Below are 18,180 nucleotides of genomic sequence, written 5' to 3'. Positions count from 1 at the left end.
GTCCGATGTCAACCCGTCGCCACGCGCGCGCGAGGCCGGTAGCGTGGCGCCCATGACGATCCCCGACGAGGGCTATCCCCTCACCGCCGCGATCAGTCCGCGAGTGCAGGTGACCGCATCGACCGGCTCCACGAACGCCGATGTGGCGCGGTCGGCGGCCGAGTCCCCGCCGCAGTGGCCGCACCTGTCGTTGCTTCTGACGACCGACCAGCGTGCAGGTCGGGGGCGCCTGGATCGCTCATGGACCGCCCCGCCCGGCACGGCTCTGGCCGTCTCGGTTCTGCTCCGCGTCCCTCGGTTGCCGTACGCCTCACGCGGGTGGATTCCGCTGATGGCCGGTGCCGCCATGGCCCGCGCGATCGCCGCGCAGATGACGGGATCGGAGCAGACCGCTCGGCTGAAATGGCCGAACGACGTGCTCGTCGGCGAAGGCAAGATCTGCGGCATCCTCGCCGAGGTCGTCGCAACCGACCCGGATGCGATCGTCGTCGGCGCGGGGGTCAACACCCGCATGTCGCCGACCGATCTGCCCGTGGACACGGCGACGTCGTTCGCCGCCCTGGGACTGGAGTGCGATGACGACCGCCTGCTCGCCGATTATCTGACGGCGCTCGACGAACAGGTGTCCGCCCTTGAAGACGCGCTCGGTAACGCGGCGGTCGCCGGGGTGCAGCGCGAGATCGAGGCGTTGTGCGCGACTGTCGGGAAAGACGTCCACGTCAGCCTCCCCGACGGCTCCGCCATCGACGGGAACGCGCAGCGTATCGACGAGGACGGCCGGCTCGTCGTCGTGGATGCCACCGGTCGTGAGGTGCCCGTCTCGGCCGGCGACGTCCTCCACGTGCGCTGACGCCCAGCGCTCCCGCATCCGCCCTTCCCGCCCGCAACCGCCACCCCTCCCGCACCACCCAGCGGGGGATAAGGCGGGGTTGAAGACGGGGGTGAGGGGCATGCGGGGTTGAGGCGTGGCACGAAACGCGCGGTCATACGCGGGTTCCGGGGGCCGACAAGCCCCACAATGGGTGCATGTCCCAGCCGGCGAGTGTCAGCGGGCGCCCGTTGATGCCGGCGCCCGGTGCGCCGACGCCCGAGTTGCGCGTCGCGCGCTTTCGGGGCCACGCCCGCCGGCTCACCTGGTCGGCGATCGTTCTCATCGCGGTGTCAGGTGGCGTCGGCTACTTCTACGGCAATCTGCCTGAGCCCTACGAGAATTGGATGCTGCTGACCGCCGCTGCCGTGGTGGTGTTCCTGCTCGTGCTGCTGCCGTTCGTCGCCTGGTGGTCGCGCAAGTACACGATCACCACGCGTCGCGTCATCGCCCGCCGAGGCGTCTTCGTCACCCGGCGTCGTGAGCTCGGACATGTGCGCGGGTACACCATCCAGGTGCGTCGCGGCGTGCTGCAACGGCTCTGGCGGTCGGGCACGCTCGTGCTCTCCAATGGCGTCGACGAACCACTGCGCCTCGTGAACATCCCGAGCGTGGAGCTCGTCCACGAGGCGCTGGTCGACCAGGTCGAGGTGAATCAGATCCTCGCGCATCGCGACGCCCAACCGGCGTTCGATGTTCCGCCGAGGCCGCCGCTGCCTGACAGCTGAGCGTGCACCGACGCGCGTGCGTCGCCTCCCCGCGGGTTTGGGATGATGGACGCATGCCAGTGCGTATCGGAGTCGTCGGTGGCGGGCAGCTGGCCCGCATGATGATCGCCCCCGCGGTCGAACTCGGGATCGAGCTGCAGGTGCTCGCCGAGGATGACGGCATGTCGGCGTCGCTCGCGGCGGCGGCCGTCGGTGACTACCGTGATGCCGCTACCGTCCTCGCCTTCGCCGAGGGCGTCGATGTGATCACGTTCGATCACGAGCACGTGCCGCAGAACGTGCTCGCCGACCTCGTCGAGGCGGGCGTCGCGGTGCACCCGGGGCCGGCTGCACTCGGTGTCGCCCAGGACAAGCTGGTCATGCGCGCCCGACTGCAAGAGCTCGGGATGCCGCAGCCTGACTGGGCGGCGGTATCGAACCGCGTCGAGCTTCAGGAGTTCCTCGACGAGCACGGCGGCCGTGCCGTCGTGAAGACTCCGCGCGGGGGCTACGACGGCAAGGGCGTGCGCGTCGTGTCCGCGGCCACCGAAGCGGACGATTGGTTCGCTGCCCTCGCGGAGGATGCACGGGGTGGGTCGCTGCTCGTCGAAGAGCTCGTGGACTTCTCCCGCGAGCTCGCACAGCAGGTCGCACGCCGCCCCTCGGGTGAAATGGCGGTGTATCCGGTCGTCGAGACGGTGCAGCGCGAAGGCGTCTGTGCCGAGGTCGTCGCCCCCGCGCCACACGCCGGACTCCGACTGCAGGAGGTGGCCGGCCAGATCGGTGTCGCGATCGCGGAGGGCCTGGGTGTCACGGGAATGCTCGCGGTCGAGCTGTTCGAGACGACGGATGAGCGTCTGCTCGTGAACGAGCTCGCCATGCGTCCGCACAACAGCGGGCATTGGAGTCAGGACGGCGCGGTGACGAGCCAGTTCGAGCAGCATCTGCGCGCCGTCGCGGATCTTCCGCTCGGCGACACGACGCCGCGCGAGCGGTGGACGGTGATGATCAACATCCTGGGAGGGCCCCGTGAGGGCACGCTCGATGAGCGTTTCGTCGGGGCGATGGCCGAACACCCCGCGGCGAAGATCCACACCTACGGCAAGGCGCCGCGGCCGGGCCGCAAAGTCGGCCATGTCAACGTCGCCGGTGACGATCTCGACGATGCCGTGTACCAGGCTCGTTCCGCCGCGGCGGCGTTCCTCGACTGACGGTCGGCCCGCCGCGCGCCGTTGCGGTGATCTGCCAGGTGCGCCGCCTACCCTGGTCGGGTGACACGCCCCCTGCATTCTTCTGATGCGCCCGTCGTGGGCGTCGTGATGGGTTCCGACTCCGACTGGCGCGTGATGAGCGACGCCTCGCAGATGCTCACCGAGTTCGGCGTGCCCCACGAAGTCGAGGTCGTCTCGGCTCACCGCACCGTCGACAAGCTCGTGCGCTACGGGCGTGAAGCCCGGGCACGCGGCATCCGAGTGATCATCGCGGGAGCGGGGGGAGCGGCGCACCTTCCCGGCATGCTCGCGTCGTTGACGGCGCTGCCGGTGATCGGTGTTCCGGTGCAGCTGGCGACCCTCGACGGCATGGACTCGCTCCTGAGCATCGTGCAGATGCCGGCGGGGATCCCCGTCGCCACCGTCTCGATCAACGGGGCGAAGAACGCCGGGCTGCTCGCCGCGCGGATTCTGGGTACGTCGGATGCCGCGCTCGGAGACGCGGTGGAGGACTACGCCCGCGACCTCGAGCGACAGGTCGAAGAGAAGAACCGCAGGCTCAAGGACTCTCTGTGAGCATCGCCAGCCCGCCGCGTGTCACGGCGGCGCCGTCGGGGGGGCGCGTGGTCGAGGACCGACCGCTGCGTCATCCCGACACACGATCGCGCGCGTTCATGTCGCGGCGCGGGTGGTGGCTCGTGGCGATGAACTTCCTCGTGCCCGGTTCTGCCCAGGTGTTGGCCGGCAACCGTCGGCTGGGGCGCTTCGGCCTCGGCGCGACCCTCGCCCTCTGGGTCATCGTCGCGGTGCTGGCGATATCGGCGCTCCTCGCCCCGACTGCATTGCTCGGCTTCTTCACCGGAGCCTGGGTGCCGGACTTCCTCTCGCTCCTTCGTCCTGTGCCCCTGCTGCTCGCGCAGGTCCTCTTGATCGCCTACATCGTGCTGTGGGTCATCCTGACGGTCGACACGCTGCGTCTTGTGCGGCTCGTGAAGGTCGGCACCTGGTCGCGGCTCGGGATCGCGGCCGTCGCGATCGCCCTGCTCGTCGCCTCGAGCGGGGTCGCCGCGTTCGCCGCCACCACGGCCGGCACGATCCGCAGCACGATCGACCTGGTCTTCGGAGAGAGCGGCCCCTCGGTGCCGCCCTCGGACGGCTACTACAACATCCTCCTTCTCGGAGCCGACAGTGGTGACGGGCGCGACTCGATGCGCTTCGACAGCATTTCGGTGGTGTCGGTCAACGCCGAGACCGGGGCCACGACGATCACCGGCATCCCGCGCGACATGCCGGATTTCCCGTTCTCCGAAGGACCCATGCAGGATCTGTATCCCGACGGGCACCGCAGCCACACCGACCCCACGTGCGGGTGGGGCAGCGGGATCAACCAGTTGCGCACCGAGGTCGAGGTCTGTCAGGACGGCTCGGCGCTGTATCCGGATGCGGCGGACAACGGGTCGTCGCCCGCGATCGAGGCGACGAAAGATGCCGCCGAAGGCATCATGGGCATCGAGATTCCGTACTACGTGTTCATCGACATGCACGGGTTCGCGTCGCTCATCGATGCGCTGGGCGGTGTCGAGATCACCGTCGAGGAGCGACTGCCCAAGGGCGGCGGCCCCGCCTACACCGGGCAGCCCGCGGAGGAGTGGGCGATCGGGTGGATCGAGCCGGGAACCCAACGGATGGACGGCGACACCGCGCAGTGGTACGCACGTTCGCGCTACACGACGAGTGACTTCGATCGCATGGAGCGTCAGCGCGTCCTGCAGCAGGCGATCTTGGCGCAGTTCACCCCGCAGACGGTGTTGACCCGCTTCCAGGATGTCGCGAACGCCGGCGCCGACATCGTCGAGACCGATCTGCCGCAGTCGTTGATCCCGTTCCTCGCAGAACTGGCGCTGAAGGCCAAGGAGGAGCCGGTCCAGACGATCGAGCTCACGCCCGCCGGCGGTATCGACGAATACGACCCCGACTACGCATACGTGCAGGAGTTGGTGCGTACAGCGCTCCACCCGCCGACGCCGACGCCGACCCCGACGGGCTGAGTCAGCGCCGGCGAGTGGTCCGCCCGTCTTGCCCGGTTATCGGAGATCCCGCGGATAGGCTCACGATATGACGGCAACACTCCGCGTCGTGCTCGACCAGATCGCAGCTCCCACCGAGCCCGTTCTCGCGGAGGCATCGCGCGACCTCACCGAGGCCCTCATCGCCGCGGCCCCCCGCGGGTGCGAGGTGGCGGGGATCGCGCCCGCCGGTGGTGACGTCGCGGCGATCGACGGGATGCTCGGGCTCGTACACGTCCGACGAGCCGCGGTGCCGCGCCGCGAGCTGGCGCGCGCGTGGCAGATGGGCGTCACTTCCGGTCTCGGCGGCGGAATGATCCATTCGCCGACGCTTTCGGCCCCGTTGGTCAAGCACGACCGTGTGCACGACCACGACCAGACGGTCGTCACGGTCTGGGATCTGCGGGCCTGGGAGGTGCCCGGAGAGGTGCCGCGTGGGTCGGCGCTGTGGCAAAAGGCGATGCTGAAGCGGGCGGTCAAGTTCGCCGATGCCGTCGTCGTGCCCACCCACGCGTTCGCCCAGCGCCTGACCGAGATTGCGCCGAAGCTCACGGGCCGAGTCCGCGTCATCGCCGGAGCGCCACCGAGCGAGTTCGCCGTGCCCGTCGACGAGGTCGGACGTCGTCGGGTGCTCGGTCTTCCGGAGCAATTCGTGTTGATGTCAGGTGGTGATGCGCCTTCGGACGCACTGGCGGAGGGGTTCGCCGCGCTTGCCGAATCGGGTCTCGACCTGCCCGTTGTCGTTGTCGACACGCGTGAAGGGCAGGAGCCCGCTGTGGTCGATATCGCGGCGGGTGCGGGCGTGCCCGAACGGCGGGTGCACGTGCGCGGGGCGCTCGATGCATCCGATCGCGCGGCGGTGTTCGCCGCGGCGGCCGCGTTCGTGGCGCCTGCGCAGCGCACGGTGTTCCCGTGGCGTGTCGTCGAAGCACTCGCGCTCGGTGTGCCGATCGTCGCCGCAGAATCCCCGGTGCATCGCGACGTCATCGTCGATGGAGGAGCGGTGGTAGACAGGGACGATCTCGGCGGCACGCTGGCAGCGGTGCTCGCGAGCGATAGTGCGGCGAAACGGTGGGGCGTCCTCGCCGCGGACCGGGGACGGGTGTTCTCGTGGCGCGAAGCGGCCGACAAGGTATGGGCTCTTCACGCCGACCTTTGAGTTCGCTCTGAGCGACGGTGCGAAGCGTGTCGAGCGCGCTGATTCGCAGAAAATGTTGTACTCACTCGTCACATTCGCCACACTGGTCACATGACTCTGCTGGGTACGAATCGCCGACGCGCGCTCGGGAGCGGCTTCGTCGTCGTTCTGGCGGCGGTCACGGCCCTCGTCGCAGGCCTGCTCACCCCCGTCACGCCGGCGACGGCGGTGGTCGCGGATTCGACAGCGGCGACGCAGGTCGCGACCGACCTATCCGCGACGGATGTTTCGGGGGCGAGCGCCGTCGCGACGGACATCGCGCAGATGGCCGATCTGTCGCTGTTCCGGCCGGGCAACATCATCAGCGACGCAGTGTTCTTCAACAAGAACACGATGACCGAGTCGCAGATCCAGGCCTTCTTGCAGACGCAGGTGCCGAGCTGCCGTTCGGGGTACACGTGTCTCAAGGATTGGTACGACACCTCGCGCACCACCAGCGCCGACGCGATGTGCGGCGCGTATTCGGGCGGTGTGCGCGAGCGGGCATCGCGCATCATCTACAAGGTGGCGCAGGCATGCGGGATCAACCCGCAGGTGATCCTGGCGACGCTGCAGAAGGAGCAGGGTCTCGTCACCCATGTCTGGCCGAGCACGTGGCGCTACACGATCGCGATGGGGCAGGGATGCCCCGACACCGCGGCATGCGATACGCGCTACTACGGATTCTTCAACCAGGTGTTCGGCGCCGCGTGGCAGTTCAAGCGATACGCGAACCCACCCGGAACCAGTCAGTACTTCACCTGGTATGCACCGGGTAAGACATGGAACGTGCGCTGGCACCCGAATGCCTCGTGCGGTTCGTCGCCGGTGTACATCGAGAACCAGGCCACCGCGAACCTCTACTACTACACGCCGTATCAGCCCAACGCCGCGGCGATCCGCGCCTACTCGGGCACCGGAGACGCGTGCTCGTCATACGGCAACCGCAATTTCTACCGGTACTTCGTGGACTGGTTCGGTTCGACGCACGGTAATTCCGCGGCGAGCCGTTGTGCCGCGCCGTACGGCGCGAGCTCCGCGTTCAAGACTTACGTTCTGTTGTCCGAACAGACCGCTCGTAAGGCGCCGCGGACGACATGCGCTGACGGAGGGGTATCGCTCGACGCCGGGACGGTCGTCCAAGCGACTAGTGTCACTGCCGACAAGAACTGGATTCAGGTGCACGTCGACGCGGTGGATCGCTGGGTTCCTCGCGATCAGGTGCGATACGCGTCGGCGACGGAGTCCGTATGCGCCATGCCATCGGCTGCGAGCGCGCGAAAGACCTATGTTGTATCGGTAGCGACCGTCACTGCGAGGGTTGCGCCGACGTCGGCGTGTGATGCGGGCTCCGCGGAGGTGCGAGAGGGGACTGTTGCGACCGCGATCGCGGTGTCGTCGGATCGAGATTGGCTCAAACTCGCTTTCGCCGAAGGGCATCGGTGGATACCGCGAAGTGATGTTCGATACGCGAGTTCCGATGAGAGCGCATGTACACTCCCGGTCGACTTCGGCGATGCAGTGAAGACGTATACGGTTCGCCCCGGCGGGCTCACCGCGCGCGTCGCCCCCTCTGTCGAGTGCACTGACGTTCTGCAGGCCAGGGCGGGTGAGACGTTCACGGCGGCGGCGGTGACAGAAGCGGGCGATTGGCTGATGTTCTGGACAGACGACGGACGGGCCATGTGGGCTCCTCGATCCGCCGTCGAGTACAGCTCCCGTATGGATGTGTGCGACCTCGGTGCTGCGGTGCGGTCGGCGTCGAAGACGTATGTGGTGTCGGCACGATCTGTAGTGGGTCGGTTGTCGCCGAGCGCAGGTTGTGGTGAGGGCTCGGTCGAGGTGTCGTCGGGTGTGGTCGCGACCGCTGTCGCGGTGACGGCGGAGCGGGATTGGCTGAAGCTGGCGTTCGCGGGGGGTCAGCTGTGGGTGCCGCGGGATGCGGTGCGGTATGCGTCGGCGGGGGAGTCGGTGTGCACGCTGCCCACGGACTTCCGGTCGGCGTTCAAGTCGTATGTGGTGCTGCCGGGTGGTTCGACGGCGCGGTCGGCGCCGACGGTGGAGTGCGGTGCGGGTGTGCGGGATCTCCCGGCCGGGACCGGGCTGACGGCGATGGGGGTGACCGCGGATGGTGACTGGCTGATGTTCCAGGCTGCCGACGGCGCCGACCTGTGGCTACCCCGCGACACCGTCGACTACGCGTCCCGCGTGGGTGTATGCGATCTCGGCGGGTCGGTGCGATCGGCGTACAGGACGTATGTGGTGTCTGGTGAGGGGGCCGTCGGTCGGTTGTCGCCGAGTGTGGGGTGTGCGGATGGTGCCGTGGAGGTGTCGTCGGGTGTGGTCGCGACCGCTGTCGCGGTGACGGCGGAGCGGGATTGGCTGAAGCTGGCGTTCGCGGGGGGTCAGCTGTGGGTGCCGCGGGATGCGGTGCGGTATGCGTCGGCGGGGGAGTCGGTGTGCACGCTGCCCACGGACTTCCGGTCGGCGTTCAAGTCGTATGTGGTGCTGCCGGGTGGTTCGACGGCGCGGTCGGCGCCGACGGTGGAGTGCGGTGCGGGTGTGCGGGATCTCCCGGCCGGGACCGGGCTGACGGCGATGGGGGTGACCGCGGATGGTGACTGGCTGATGTTCCAGGCTGCCGACGGCGCCGACCTGTGGCTACCCCGCGACACCGTCGACTACCGCTGATGCGCACCGTTTCGTGTCGCCCCGGCTAGGGTTGTTCCAGCATGTCACCCTGCGCTCACACCCTCGACGCCGGCCGCGGTGCGGAGAGCGATGGCTTCCTCCCGCGGCTTCGCGCTCTCGCGGAGACCTTCGCGCGCGAGCTTCCTGTTCGTCGGGTCGCGGTGGTCGGCAATCAACCGTTGGATCCTTCACCTGAGCGAGCGCACACGATCGACACAGCGGATCTTGTCTTCCGGGTCAACGGCTTCCGCGCTGATGATCCGGGGGAGCCCACCGTCGGGCACCGGACCGATGTGGTGGTGTTCAACCGGGGTGTTCGGCCGACTCCATGGCTGTTCGAGGCCTACACGCAGCGGCTCTACCTGCTCATCGAGCCAGGCAGAATGCACTGGGAGCCGGAGCAATACCCGCACTTCTGGCCGAGGGACCTCGGATTCATCACGGTGTCGAATCGCGACGTCATCCTCCCCCTCAACGCCGCCATGGGGCTCGACGCGCTCCGCGACGGGCTGTGGGCGACAACCGGAATGACGATGATCTGGATCGCCCGAACGCTGTTCCCCGAGGCAGTCTGCGACGTCACGGGCATGAGCTTCGTCGACGAGCCCGACCAGAGGAGTTGGTCGCACGCCTACGACACTGACTGCCCCGTCGGCCCGGAGCACCGCCTCGCACTGGAAGCGGCACTGGTGCGCACGTGGATCGACGAGAAAAGTGTTCGATTCCACCGGTGACCAGACGCCGAAGTGCGAATCTCCCAAGGAGGACCGAGAGACAATCATGATGAACTGGCTGAAGCGCCGCCTCGGCGCCGCGATCGACTGGCGAGTCGAAGAGAAGCTGGCAGAGATCCGTGGCAGGACCGACCGGCTCGAACACGAACTGCGTGCCTCCAACGAACACTTCGGCGCAGACTACGGGTACATGCGTGCCGAATTCGATCGCATCGCCCCGCAGGTCGCGGCGCTCGAATATCGGATGGAGCGCATCACGCGCCTCCTGGACGGAGTCCCGTCGAAGGATGAAGCGCTTCAACGCGCAGAGCTGGAGCACGAGCGAGCCCGCCTCCGTCTGGAGTTGGTCGCCCACTATGAGGAGCGCCTGCGGCGCCTCGAGGTTCCGGGCGAGTCCGCCGTTTGACCGGGGGCATCGAGCGTCGGCTGTGACGAGCAACTGCCGTCAGAGAGAGTCGCGAATGATCGTGGCGATCTCATCCTGGGTGTACCACTGATCGTTCCGATCGGAACGATAGGCGAAACCGTCGGGAACGGGGACCGCGCCCACGGGCGCGGAGTAGCCCCAGGAGGCGAGATCCGGCTGGATGATGAAGTACCTTCCGTCACGAACCGAGACCGCTCGACGGCCCTCCTCGGGGCTGATCATCTCCTCATGGAGCTTCTCGCCGGGACGCAGGCCCACGTCGACCAGCTCAGCGTCCGGGACGACCGCGCGCGCGAGGTCCGTGACCTTCATGGAGGGAATCCGCGGAACCAAGAGCTCGCCGCCTTGCATCAGGTCGAAAGTGTCGACCACCATCTGCACCGCCTGCGGGAGTGTGATGAAGAACCGCGTGCAACGCAGATCCGTGATCGGCAGCGGCTTTCCCGCGTCGCCGAGTCGACGGAAGAAGGGAATCACCGATCCGCGAGAGCCCATGACGTTTCCGTATCGGACGACAGAGAATCGTGTCGGGTACGCCGCGGCGTAGTGATTGCCGGTGATGAAGAGCTTGTCTGCAGTCAGCTTGGTCGCCCCGTAGAGATTGATCGGGCTGGAGGCCTTGTCCGTTGACAGCGCGACGACCTTCGCGACGCCAGCGTCGATCGATGCCTCGATCACGTTCTGGCTCCCCAACACATTGGTCTTGACGAACTCGAAGGGGTTGTACTCGGCGGTGTCGACCTGCTTCAGTGCCGCGGCATGAACGACGAAGTCGACGCCGTGAAGCGCTCGTGCGAGTCGTCGCTCATCGCGGACGTCGCCGAGGAACCACCGGAGGCGAGGATCGTCACCGAAGAGCTGACGCACCTCATACTGTTTCAGTTCGTCTCGGGAGAACACGACGAGACGCCGCGGATTCAGGTGCGCAAGCGCATAGCGGATGAACGCCTTGCCGAATGATCCGGTGCCCCCGGTGATGAGAATGCTGGAACCCTCGAGAGTGGACACTTGCTCGCTCCGGACGTCGTGACGATGTGACGGTGGCGCACCCATCTGTGGTGTGAGGCGCGCCTCTGACATCCTAGGTTCACGCTGCATTTTCACCCAAGCATGCGGCGTGTGCCGCCCTCGCCGTAGACTGGCGGAGTGTCAGTGACCAGACGCCGACGGCACATCGATGCACGTCCGGTTCCAAGCTTCGTGCGGAGCGCACGCTGGTGACCTGGCTGGTCACCGGTGCATCGGGGCTCCTCGGTGCGACCGCTGTGTTGAAGCTGAACGAGGCGGGTGAACGCGTCGTGGGGGTCAGCCGCAGCGCTTTGCCGGACGTTCCGACCGAGCACCGTGTGGCCGACCTCAGCCGTGTTGAGGAACGACGTGGCATCGTCGCGTCATCCGATGCGCGCGTCGTGCTGCACGCCGCCGCCGTCGCGACGATCGAAGCGTGCGAACGGGATCCCGTCGCCGCGAGGGAACTCAACGTGCAGGCTCCTGCAGATCTCGCTGCGCAGGCCGCGCAGGAAGGCGCGCGGTTCATTCACATCTCCACCGATGCCGTCTTCGACGGCGACCGGGGAGGGTATGGCGAGGCGGATGCTCCCCGCCCCACGGGTGTCTATGGCCGCACGAAGCTGGATGGCGAACGAGCCGTCATGGACGCCAACTCGGATGCGCTTGTCGCACGAGTGAACTTCTACGGCTGGAGCCCGACGGGGCGACGCAGTCTCATCGAATTCTTCGCTCGGTCGCTCTCACGAGGTTCCGTCGTGAACGGGTTCACCGACGTGCGCGTGAGTACTCTGTACGCGGGAGATCTCGTGGCTGCGCTGCGGGTCGCGGAGGCGAGTGGAGTGTCAGGCGTGTTGCATATCGCTGCCCGCGACAGCACGACGAAGTTCGAATTCGGGCGCGCGACCGCGCGTCGGTTCGGATGGGACGCGTCGTTGGTAAGGCCCGCGTTGTCGAGCGACGTTCTGGAGCACGCGCGGGGGCGGGACCTCTCTCTCGACGTCGATCGATACCTGCACCGCGTCGGACCGTTGCCGATGCAGGAGGAGAGCCTCCAGGCCGCGTTCAACGATTACAGTCGCGGGCTCGCTGACCGGGTCGCCGCGTTCAGTCCCGAAGGAAGAGCGAGATGATGCGAATCGAAGATCGACCGGTCGGCCCTCACGAGCCGACCTACTTCATCGCCGACATCGCAGCGAGCCACGACGGTGAGCTGTCCCGCGCGATAGACCTCATCCACCGTGCCGCGGAGGCCGGGGCCGATGCGGCGAAGTTCCAGAACTTCACGGCGGGAGGAATCGTCTCCGAGCGAGGTTTTCGTGAACTGGGGCAGGTGAGCCATCAGGCCTCGTGGCAGAAGTCGGTCTTCGAGGTCTATGAAGACGCGTCGATCCCGCACGCGTGGACACCGGAGCTCAAAGCGGCATGCGACGAGGCGGGAATCGCCTACTTCTCAGCGGCATACGACCTCGACGCTGTCGACATGCTGGACCCGTACGTTCCCGCGTTCAAGATCGGCTCCGGTGACATCACCTGGCACGAGTCGCTGGAGTACACGGCGCGCAAAGGCAAGCCGATGCTACTGGCCACGGGCGCTTCCGAGCTGGACGATGTCGTTCGAGCGGTCGACGTCATCCGCGCGGTCAATGTCGACCTCGTGCTGATGCAGTGCAACACGAACTACACGGCCTCGCCCGAGAACCTACGCCACCTGTCGCTGCGCGTGCTGTCCGGGTACGCCGCGCTATTCCCAGACCTCGTACTCGGCCTTTCCGACCACACCGCCGGCCACACATCCGTTCTGGGCGCCGTCGCGCTTGGCGCCAGAGTGATCGAGAAGCACTTCACCGACGACACCACGCGACCGGGGCCAGACCACGCATTCTCGATGGATCCGCGCACGTGGCGTGAGATGGTCGATCGCACGCGCGATCTGGAGGCGGCCCTCGGTTCGCCGATCAAACGCGTCGAACCCAATGAAACCGACACGGTCATCGTTCAGCGGCGTGGGTTGCGGGCGGCGCGTGCGCTGGCGGCGGGGACGGTGCTGCGCCGGGAGGATCTGGTCGTGGTTCGGCCGGCGACGGCCGATGTCATCCCTGCCGATCGGTTGGAGGCCACCATCGGGATGACTCTGCGACGCGACCTCGAGATGGACGAGGGTCTCGGCCACTACGACGTCGAGCCCGTCCGCCGATGAAGCTCGCGTACGTCACGCGCGGCTGGTCCGGACATGACGAGCGTTTCGTGACCGCATGGCGCGAGGCGGGGGTGTCAACAACCGCGATGCCGCTGACCACCGGGGAGTATCCCGGCAGAGGCGAATGGGCGGAGTTGGCGGCGAAGTTGGAGGAGGAACGTCCGGACCTCGTGCAGGCGGGGCCGCTGTATCTCGTCGCTGAGGGCGTGCGGCAGCTGTGGACGGGCCCGCTGCTGGCGACATCGTGGGGGTGGGATCTCATGGGCATGCCCGATGCTCGCCAAGACCTCGTCCACTCCGTCGAGCGGTCGGTGCGGTCCGCCACGATGCTGCTGGTGGACAGCGATCCGAGTCGAGCCGTTGCAGAGCAACTGGGCGCCCGCTCCGAGCGAGTCGTCCAGTTCCCGTGGGGCGTTGACACCAGTCGCTTCACGCCGTCCGGCCCCGCCGGCGTGCGCGACCAGCTGGGTCTCCCCGCGGACACGATCCTCGTGCTGTCCACGCGACGCCACGAGCCCGTCTATGACGTTGACACTCTTCTCAGCGCGTTCGAGATCGTCGCCCCGCGGATCCCGCGGCTGCATATGGTGATCGCCGGGGAAGGCTCCCAGACGCCTCAGCTGCGCGCGACGATCCACAGAGCTGGCATCGGCGGCCGCGTATCGTTCGTGGGGGCTCTCGCACCCAGTGCGCTGCCCGAGTTCTATCGCTCTGCGGACACATACGTCAGCTGCTCCCTGACGGATGGGACCTCAGTGTCGCTTCTCGAGGCGATGGCAAGTGGTACGCCCTGTGTCGTTACCGACATACCCGGCAATCGGCCCTGGGCAGATCCCGGTGCGGTGGATCTGTTCGCCCCGCGCGACACGACCGAGCTCGCCGAACTTCTGAGCCGCATCACTCCTCGCGAAGGTGTCCGCGCGGTAACGGATCGCGTCCGCCGCCGCATCCTGAAGGATGCGGACTGGGCGAGCACGGCAGCGACTTTCGGGGCTCTCGCTGAACGCGTCGTCGCTGCGCACCGGGAGGACGTATGACGACGACCGCGGTGATCCAGGCGAGGATGGGGTCGAAGCGACTGCCCGGCAAGGTGCTGCGGGAACTCGCCGGCGTTCCGATTCTCGAGCGGATCTGCCGCGCCGTCGCACAATCAGGCGTCGAGGACGTCGTCGTCGCCACGAGCGATTCGACGGCCGACGACCCGATCGCCGCGTTCGCGACCCGTCTCGGTGTGGCGGTGACCCGCGGGAGCGAGTCCGACGTCCTCAGCCGATTCGGTCGTGTTCTCGAGGAACATCCCCGAACGATCGAGGTCGTGCGGGTGACTGCCGACTGCCCCTTCGTCGACGGTCACGTCATCGACGAGGTCATCGATGCGCTTCGGCGGGAGACCGCTGACTTTGCGGCGAACCGTCTGCCACCGCCATTTCAACGGACGTATCCGGTCGGGCTTGATGTCGAGGTCTGTACGGCCGATGCGCTGCGAATGGCGAACAAGGAGGCGACGATGCCGCACCAGCGCGAGCACGTCATGCCCTTTCTCTACGAGAATCCCGAGCGCTTTCACGTTGCGCTGCTCGATCTGGAGGAACCGCTGGGCGAATTCCGATGGACCGTCGACAGTCCGCAGGATCTGGCGGCCGCGGAAGCACTCGCAGAGATCGTCGGAGCCGAACCCGTACCGTGGCGGACAGTGCTCGACGCGGCCACGCGGCATCCCTGGATCGGCGAGATCAATGCCGCATCGGTGCAACGGAGTCTGAGGCACCATGAGTGAGTCAGGACAGTGGATGACGGTCTCGCGGCACGCCAGCGGAACTTGCTGCGGGGGCGGCTGCTACCGCTGTTGCGGTGACGGCGGAGCGTAACTGGGTGAAGCTGGCGTTCGCGGAGGGTCAGATGGCTGAGGGCGCTCAGCGTCTGATCGAGTCCGGGATGCTGAATGATCTGTTCGCGAAGATCGACGCGGGCGAGGTTCAGCTCGACGGGGTTGGCGGGTTCATTCAGCAGCTGATCAAGACCGGTCTCGAGTGTGGGTTGCAGGTAGAGCTGACCGAGCACGTCGGGTACGACAAGGGCGACCCGGAAGCGCATCTGCATGAGAACCGAGCGTCACCGGATGCAGCCGCGTCCCCGAACCGCCCGCGAGAATAATCCCCTCACGCGGCAATTCTACTCGGGGGCCGATCGCCGCCGTGGGTCGACCCCCGGCCCCAATGAGCCAAGCGTGCGCGCAGCGGACGTTCGCGTCGCCTCGGGTGGTCGCTATCCCTTGCGGTGTGCGATGAGGATTTCGTCGATCTCGGTGCGTTTCGAACGGGGGACGAGAACCTGATCGTCGTAGTGGCCCACCGCGACGAATGAGATGAACACCTCGTGCTCGGGGATGTCGATGATCTTTCGGATCTTCGACTCCTTCTCGGTGCCCATCGCCGTGTTCAGCGAGCACGACCCGAGTCCGACCTGGGTCAGCCCCAGTAGCAGCGACATCATGAACAGCCCGCCGTCCACGAACGGTTGGTTTCGTTCGGGCGCGAACAGGAAGGCATCGAGGTCAGCGGAGATCAGCAGGAGACGTGGAGGCATCTCGTAGCCGGCGAAGCCGCCCTGGATGTCGAGAACCGACTTGATGGTGCGGGGATCCTCGAACTGGTGCACCCGGGCGCCCTGCCGATTGCACACCGAAGGGGCCTGCATTGCGATCTGAACGGCTCGCGCGATGTCCTCGTCAGCCACAGGCTGTCGCGTGAACTCACGCACGCTGCGCCGTCCGTACATGACGTTGAGGAAGCTGCGCTCGTCAACGTCCTCACGAGAGATCTCGCGCAGCTGGTCGGCGGGGAGCACGCCGCCTTCCTGATGAGTGCAGTTGTCGATGAGCTCCTGCGCCGCCGGTGAGAAGAGCTGCCTGTACGGCGACACATCGGACTTCAGGGAGTCATGGCGCTGGAAATAGCTCTTCATCACCGCTGCCGAGCTCTGCAGGAAGCTGTCGTCGACGCTGTGGCCGGCCGCGAGCCACGCGTTCATCTCCTTGGCCAGACCAGGCACCGCGACCTTGCCGAAACCGGCGCGGAAGTTGCTGCGGCTGAGCCCCTTCTCGATCGCGTGCGCGTGGAAGATCATTCGCGCGCGCGCACCGGAGAGCGCCTGAGGAGTGCGGCTGTGGTTGTACGAGTGCATCTGGCGCTCATGGTCCTTCAGTGCCAGAGCCTTGGACTGGCCCGCGAACCCTTGCGCAGGAGCACCCCCCAAGCTCGACAGGCCTGCCGGCGCGGTTCCTGCAGCCAACTCGGTCAACTCGATGCTGCGCACATCGGCGCCTGCACCCAGACCTGTGAAGTGGATGGCGCCGAGCATGAACTGGCTCAGTCCCGACTCGGGGACGCGGATGATGACGGTGTCGGTGCGCGCAGACCTCGACTTCGCCGGGATATCGACCTTGCCGACGACGCGGAAGCGCCCGGTGTCGGGATTGCGGAGGTGGAGGTTGACCGTGGGCGTTGCGGTACGCGGCGTCCAGTCGATTCGCAGCAGGTACGAGGCGCCCTTCTTGACCGCCGCCGGCAGGTCGGTCCACGCGAGGTTTCCAAGCACGGCGCCACCACGAGCGACTCTCAGCCGGGTGCCCCGCGCGCCGGGTGAGATCCGCCACCCGGAGGTCATCGCGGTGAATTCCGGGTTCTTCAGGGAGAAGTTCTGCACAACGGCGGCCGCCGCCGCGCTGATCTTCGAAGGATCGAGCGCCGCGGAGTCCTTGTTCTCCGGGTCGAGCGCCGCCTGCAGCCACTCCATCGACGCGGCCCTGCCCCTCTCGAGGTAGGCGCGAGCGTCGGTGAAGTCGATCTCACGCGTGACATTCGGGTTCGAGGCGATCTCGGCGGCGGTGTCCGTCTCGCGCACGCGGCGGCTCTCTCCGAATCCCAGCGCGGTGAGAAGGTCCTTGAATCGGTCGGCGCCGCGCTTGGCGTTATAAATGGACGAGAAAGGCTTCTCGAAGATCGCAGCGAAGGCGGAACCGTGGAAGCTGTCGGTGATGACGTAGCTTGAGTCGCGGTAGATGCGCAGGAAGTTCTCGGGCGCGTCCTCCGCGAGGATCTCGGCGCGTGGCTCATCGGCGAACAGTGCGGTGACAGACTCCCGGCCGCCGTCGGGGTTCGGGATCACCATGATCTTCTTGAAGCCGAGCTTGTCGGCGACGGCGAGCGCAGCGGCTTTCTTCTCCGGGCTCGGGTCGAGGAAGAACACCGCCATGTACTCACCCTGCGGTGAGACGGTCGACGCCGAGGCGAGCTTGCCGTAGTGCTCCTTGGGCAGGAGGAACACGGGGTCTACCACCATCGTCGCCTTAGCGCCGAAGACGTCGCGCGCGGTGTCGACCGCGTAGCGCTCGCGAACTGAGATCGCCTTGAACTTCTGCAGGTTCGCGGCGTGATCGGCGACAAACGCCGGCTTGAACTTCTCGGTGCCGCGGTTGCCGAACGAGGTGGCGTATGCGACGCGGTCATTCTGTTCCCCGACGAAGTCGAGGAACAGGTCATCGTTCACACGACCGATCAGAGGGTTCCACAGTTGGTCGCTGCCAACGACGAACGTGCGCGCCACCTCGTTGAGCGCAGGCAGTTCTGAGTAGTGCTGCTGCTCGGTGTGCTCGTACCCGATGCGGCGAGCGAACTCCATGGACAGGATGTCGTCGGGCCACGAGACGCGGTACCCGTTGTATCCGAGCGGCTCGTGCACCATCAGGATGGAGTATCCGAGACTGTCGATGGCGCGGTTCAGACCGTAGTAGGTGAGGATCGACCCATAGTTCTTTCCGTACCACCATCCGAGGATGGCGACATCGTATGTCTTCTTCGGATCGGTCATCTGTTGTGTCCTTCGAGCATTGGATTCCAGCAGGGCGACGGGCAACCGTTCGAATCACCGTGGCGGGTGCGGGGTGATTTCGCCGCGGTGCACGACATGCGAGTGTATCCCAGCGCACCTTGGCGCACGCCGATAGCGAGGGCGGGCGCGCGCGGGCGCGTGGAGCCGGCCGATGCGTTCAACGTGTTCACAGGCATCCAGGCGGCGCAATGACAGAATGGC

At 66.8% G+C, this 18,180-nt stretch carries 16 protein-coding genes and 1 pseudogene; 14 read left to right on the top strand and 3 right to left on the bottom strand.

The features are described from left to right. Window positions 1-52 precede the first annotated feature (52 nt). From ACFQZV_RS12495 to ACFQZV_RS12455, 9 genes are all read left to right on the top strand, one after another. Window positions 53-850: a biotin--[acetyl-CoA-carboxylase] ligase gene (locus ACFQZV_RS12495; RefSeq protein ID WP_378753412.1), complete on the top strand. Its 798-nt coding sequence runs from the start codon at window positions 53-55 to the stop codon at window positions 848-850. 176 nt (window positions 851-1,026) lie between these two features. Further along, a complete protein-coding gene (locus tag ACFQZV_RS12490; protein WP_378753410.1) occupies window positions 1,027-1,596 on the top strand; it encodes a PH domain-containing protein in 570 nt (189 codons plus the stop codon). A gap of 53 nt (window positions 1,597-1,649) precedes the next feature. After that, the gene (locus tag ACFQZV_RS12485; protein ID WP_378753408.1) at window positions 1,650-2,786 is read left to right on the top strand and encodes a 5-(carboxyamino)imidazole ribonucleotide synthase; all 1,137 of its coding nucleotides are present in this window, start codon (window positions 1,650-1,652) and stop codon (window positions 2,784-2,786) included. Between the two features lie 108 nt (window positions 2,787-2,894). Continuing rightward, window positions 2,895-3,362 carry a 5-(carboxyamino)imidazole ribonucleotide mutase gene (gene purE, locus ACFQZV_RS12480; RefSeq protein WP_378753424.1) on the top strand — a complete coding sequence of 156 codons (468 nt, stop codon included), beginning with the start codon at window positions 2,895-2,897 and terminating at the stop codon, window positions 3,360-3,362. Further along, a complete protein-coding gene (locus ACFQZV_RS12475; protein ID WP_378753406.1) occupies window positions 3,359-4,834 on the top strand; it encodes an LCP family glycopolymer transferase in 1,476 nt (491 codons plus the stop codon). The genes purE and ACFQZV_RS12475 overlap by 4 nt, the downstream gene beginning before the upstream one ends. Window positions 4,835-4,901: 67 nt before the next feature. Next, on the top strand, window positions 4,902-6,011 hold the full coding sequence (locus ACFQZV_RS12470; protein ID WP_378753404.1) for a glycosyltransferase: 1,110 nt from the start codon (window positions 4,902-4,904) through the stop codon (window positions 6,009-6,011). A gap of 90 nt (window positions 6,012-6,101) precedes the next feature. Then, window positions 6,102-8,720, top strand: a complete 2,619-nt coding sequence (locus tag ACFQZV_RS12465) for a hypothetical protein (protein WP_378783335.1) — start codon at window positions 6,102-6,104, stop codon at window positions 8,718-8,720. Between the two features lie 41 nt (window positions 8,721-8,761). After that, window positions 8,762-9,454 (top strand): hypothetical protein, encoded by a 693-nt coding sequence (locus tag ACFQZV_RS12460; protein WP_378753400.1) that lies wholly within the window; start codon window positions 8,762-8,764, stop codon window positions 9,452-9,454. A 49-nt stretch (window positions 9,455-9,503) separates the two neighbouring features. Continuing rightward, entirely contained in the window at window positions 9,504-9,860 is a 357-nt protein-coding gene (locus ACFQZV_RS12455; protein WP_378753397.1) for a hypothetical protein, read from the top strand. A gap of 39 nt (window positions 9,861-9,899) precedes the next feature. On the opposite strand, the gene pseB is transcribed toward ACFQZV_RS12455, so the two are convergent. Continuing rightward, the gene (gene pseB, locus ACFQZV_RS12450) at window positions 9,900-10,889 is read right to left on the bottom strand and encodes a UDP-N-acetylglucosamine 4,6-dehydratase (inverting) (RefSeq protein ID WP_378753395.1); all 990 of its coding nucleotides are present in this window, start codon (window positions 10,887-10,889) and stop codon (window positions 9,900-9,902) included. 209 nt (window positions 10,890-11,098) lie between these two features. Between pseB and ACFQZV_RS12445 the strand changes: the two genes are divergently transcribed. The 5 genes and pseudogenes from ACFQZV_RS12445 to ACFQZV_RS13595 form a co-directional block, all read left to right on the top strand. Then, window positions 11,099-12,022 (top strand): SDR family oxidoreductase, encoded by a 924-nt coding sequence (locus ACFQZV_RS12445; protein ID WP_378753393.1) that lies wholly within the window; start codon window positions 11,099-11,101, stop codon window positions 12,020-12,022. Beyond that, window positions 12,019-13,089 carry an N-acetylneuraminate synthase family protein gene (locus ACFQZV_RS12440; RefSeq protein WP_378753391.1) on the top strand — a complete coding sequence of 357 codons (1,071 nt, stop codon included), beginning with the start codon at window positions 12,019-12,021 and terminating at the stop codon, window positions 13,087-13,089. The genes ACFQZV_RS12445 and ACFQZV_RS12440 overlap by 4 nt, the downstream gene beginning before the upstream one ends. 47 nt (window positions 13,090-13,136) lie before the next feature. Beyond that, window positions 13,137-14,126, top strand: coding sequence for a glycosyltransferase (locus ACFQZV_RS12435; protein ID WP_378753389.1), 990 nt, complete (start codon window positions 13,137-13,139; stop codon window positions 14,124-14,126). Then, window positions 14,123-14,866, top strand: coding sequence for a cytidylyltransferase domain-containing protein (locus tag ACFQZV_RS12430; protein WP_378753387.1), 744 nt, complete (start codon window positions 14,123-14,125; stop codon window positions 14,864-14,866). Before ACFQZV_RS12435 ends, ACFQZV_RS12430 begins: the two co-directional genes overlap by 4 nt. A 122-nt stretch (window positions 14,867-14,988) precedes the next feature. Further along, window positions 14,989-15,195 (top strand): annotated as a pseudogene (locus tag ACFQZV_RS13595) (IS256 family transposase); the annotation flags it as partial. Here the strand turns inward: ACFQZV_RS13595 and ACFQZV_RS12425 are convergent. Then, a complete protein-coding gene (locus ACFQZV_RS12425) occupies window positions 15,104-15,307 on the bottom strand; it encodes a sugar phosphate nucleotidyltransferase (protein ID WP_449288949.1) in 204 nt (67 codons plus the stop codon). The pseudogene ACFQZV_RS13595 and the gene ACFQZV_RS12425 sit on opposite strands and share 92 nt — an antisense overlap. Window positions 15,308-15,354: 47 nt before the next feature. After that, the gene (locus ACFQZV_RS12420; protein ID WP_378753383.1) at window positions 15,355-17,958 is read right to left on the bottom strand and encodes a polysaccharide pyruvyl transferase family protein; all 2,604 of its coding nucleotides are present in this window, start codon (window positions 17,956-17,958) and stop codon (window positions 15,355-15,357) included. Between the last annotated feature and the right edge of the window lie 222 nt (window positions 17,959-18,180).

The sequence above is a fragment of the Microbacterium koreense genome, assembly GCF_042677105.1.
In the GTDB taxonomy this organism is placed as follows: domain Bacteria; phylum Actinomycetota; class Actinomycetes; order Actinomycetales; family Microbacteriaceae; genus Microbacterium; species Microbacterium koreense.
The sequence above is the reverse complement of the archived record's forward strand: the minus strand, read 5'-3'. Positions and strand labels throughout refer to the sequence as shown.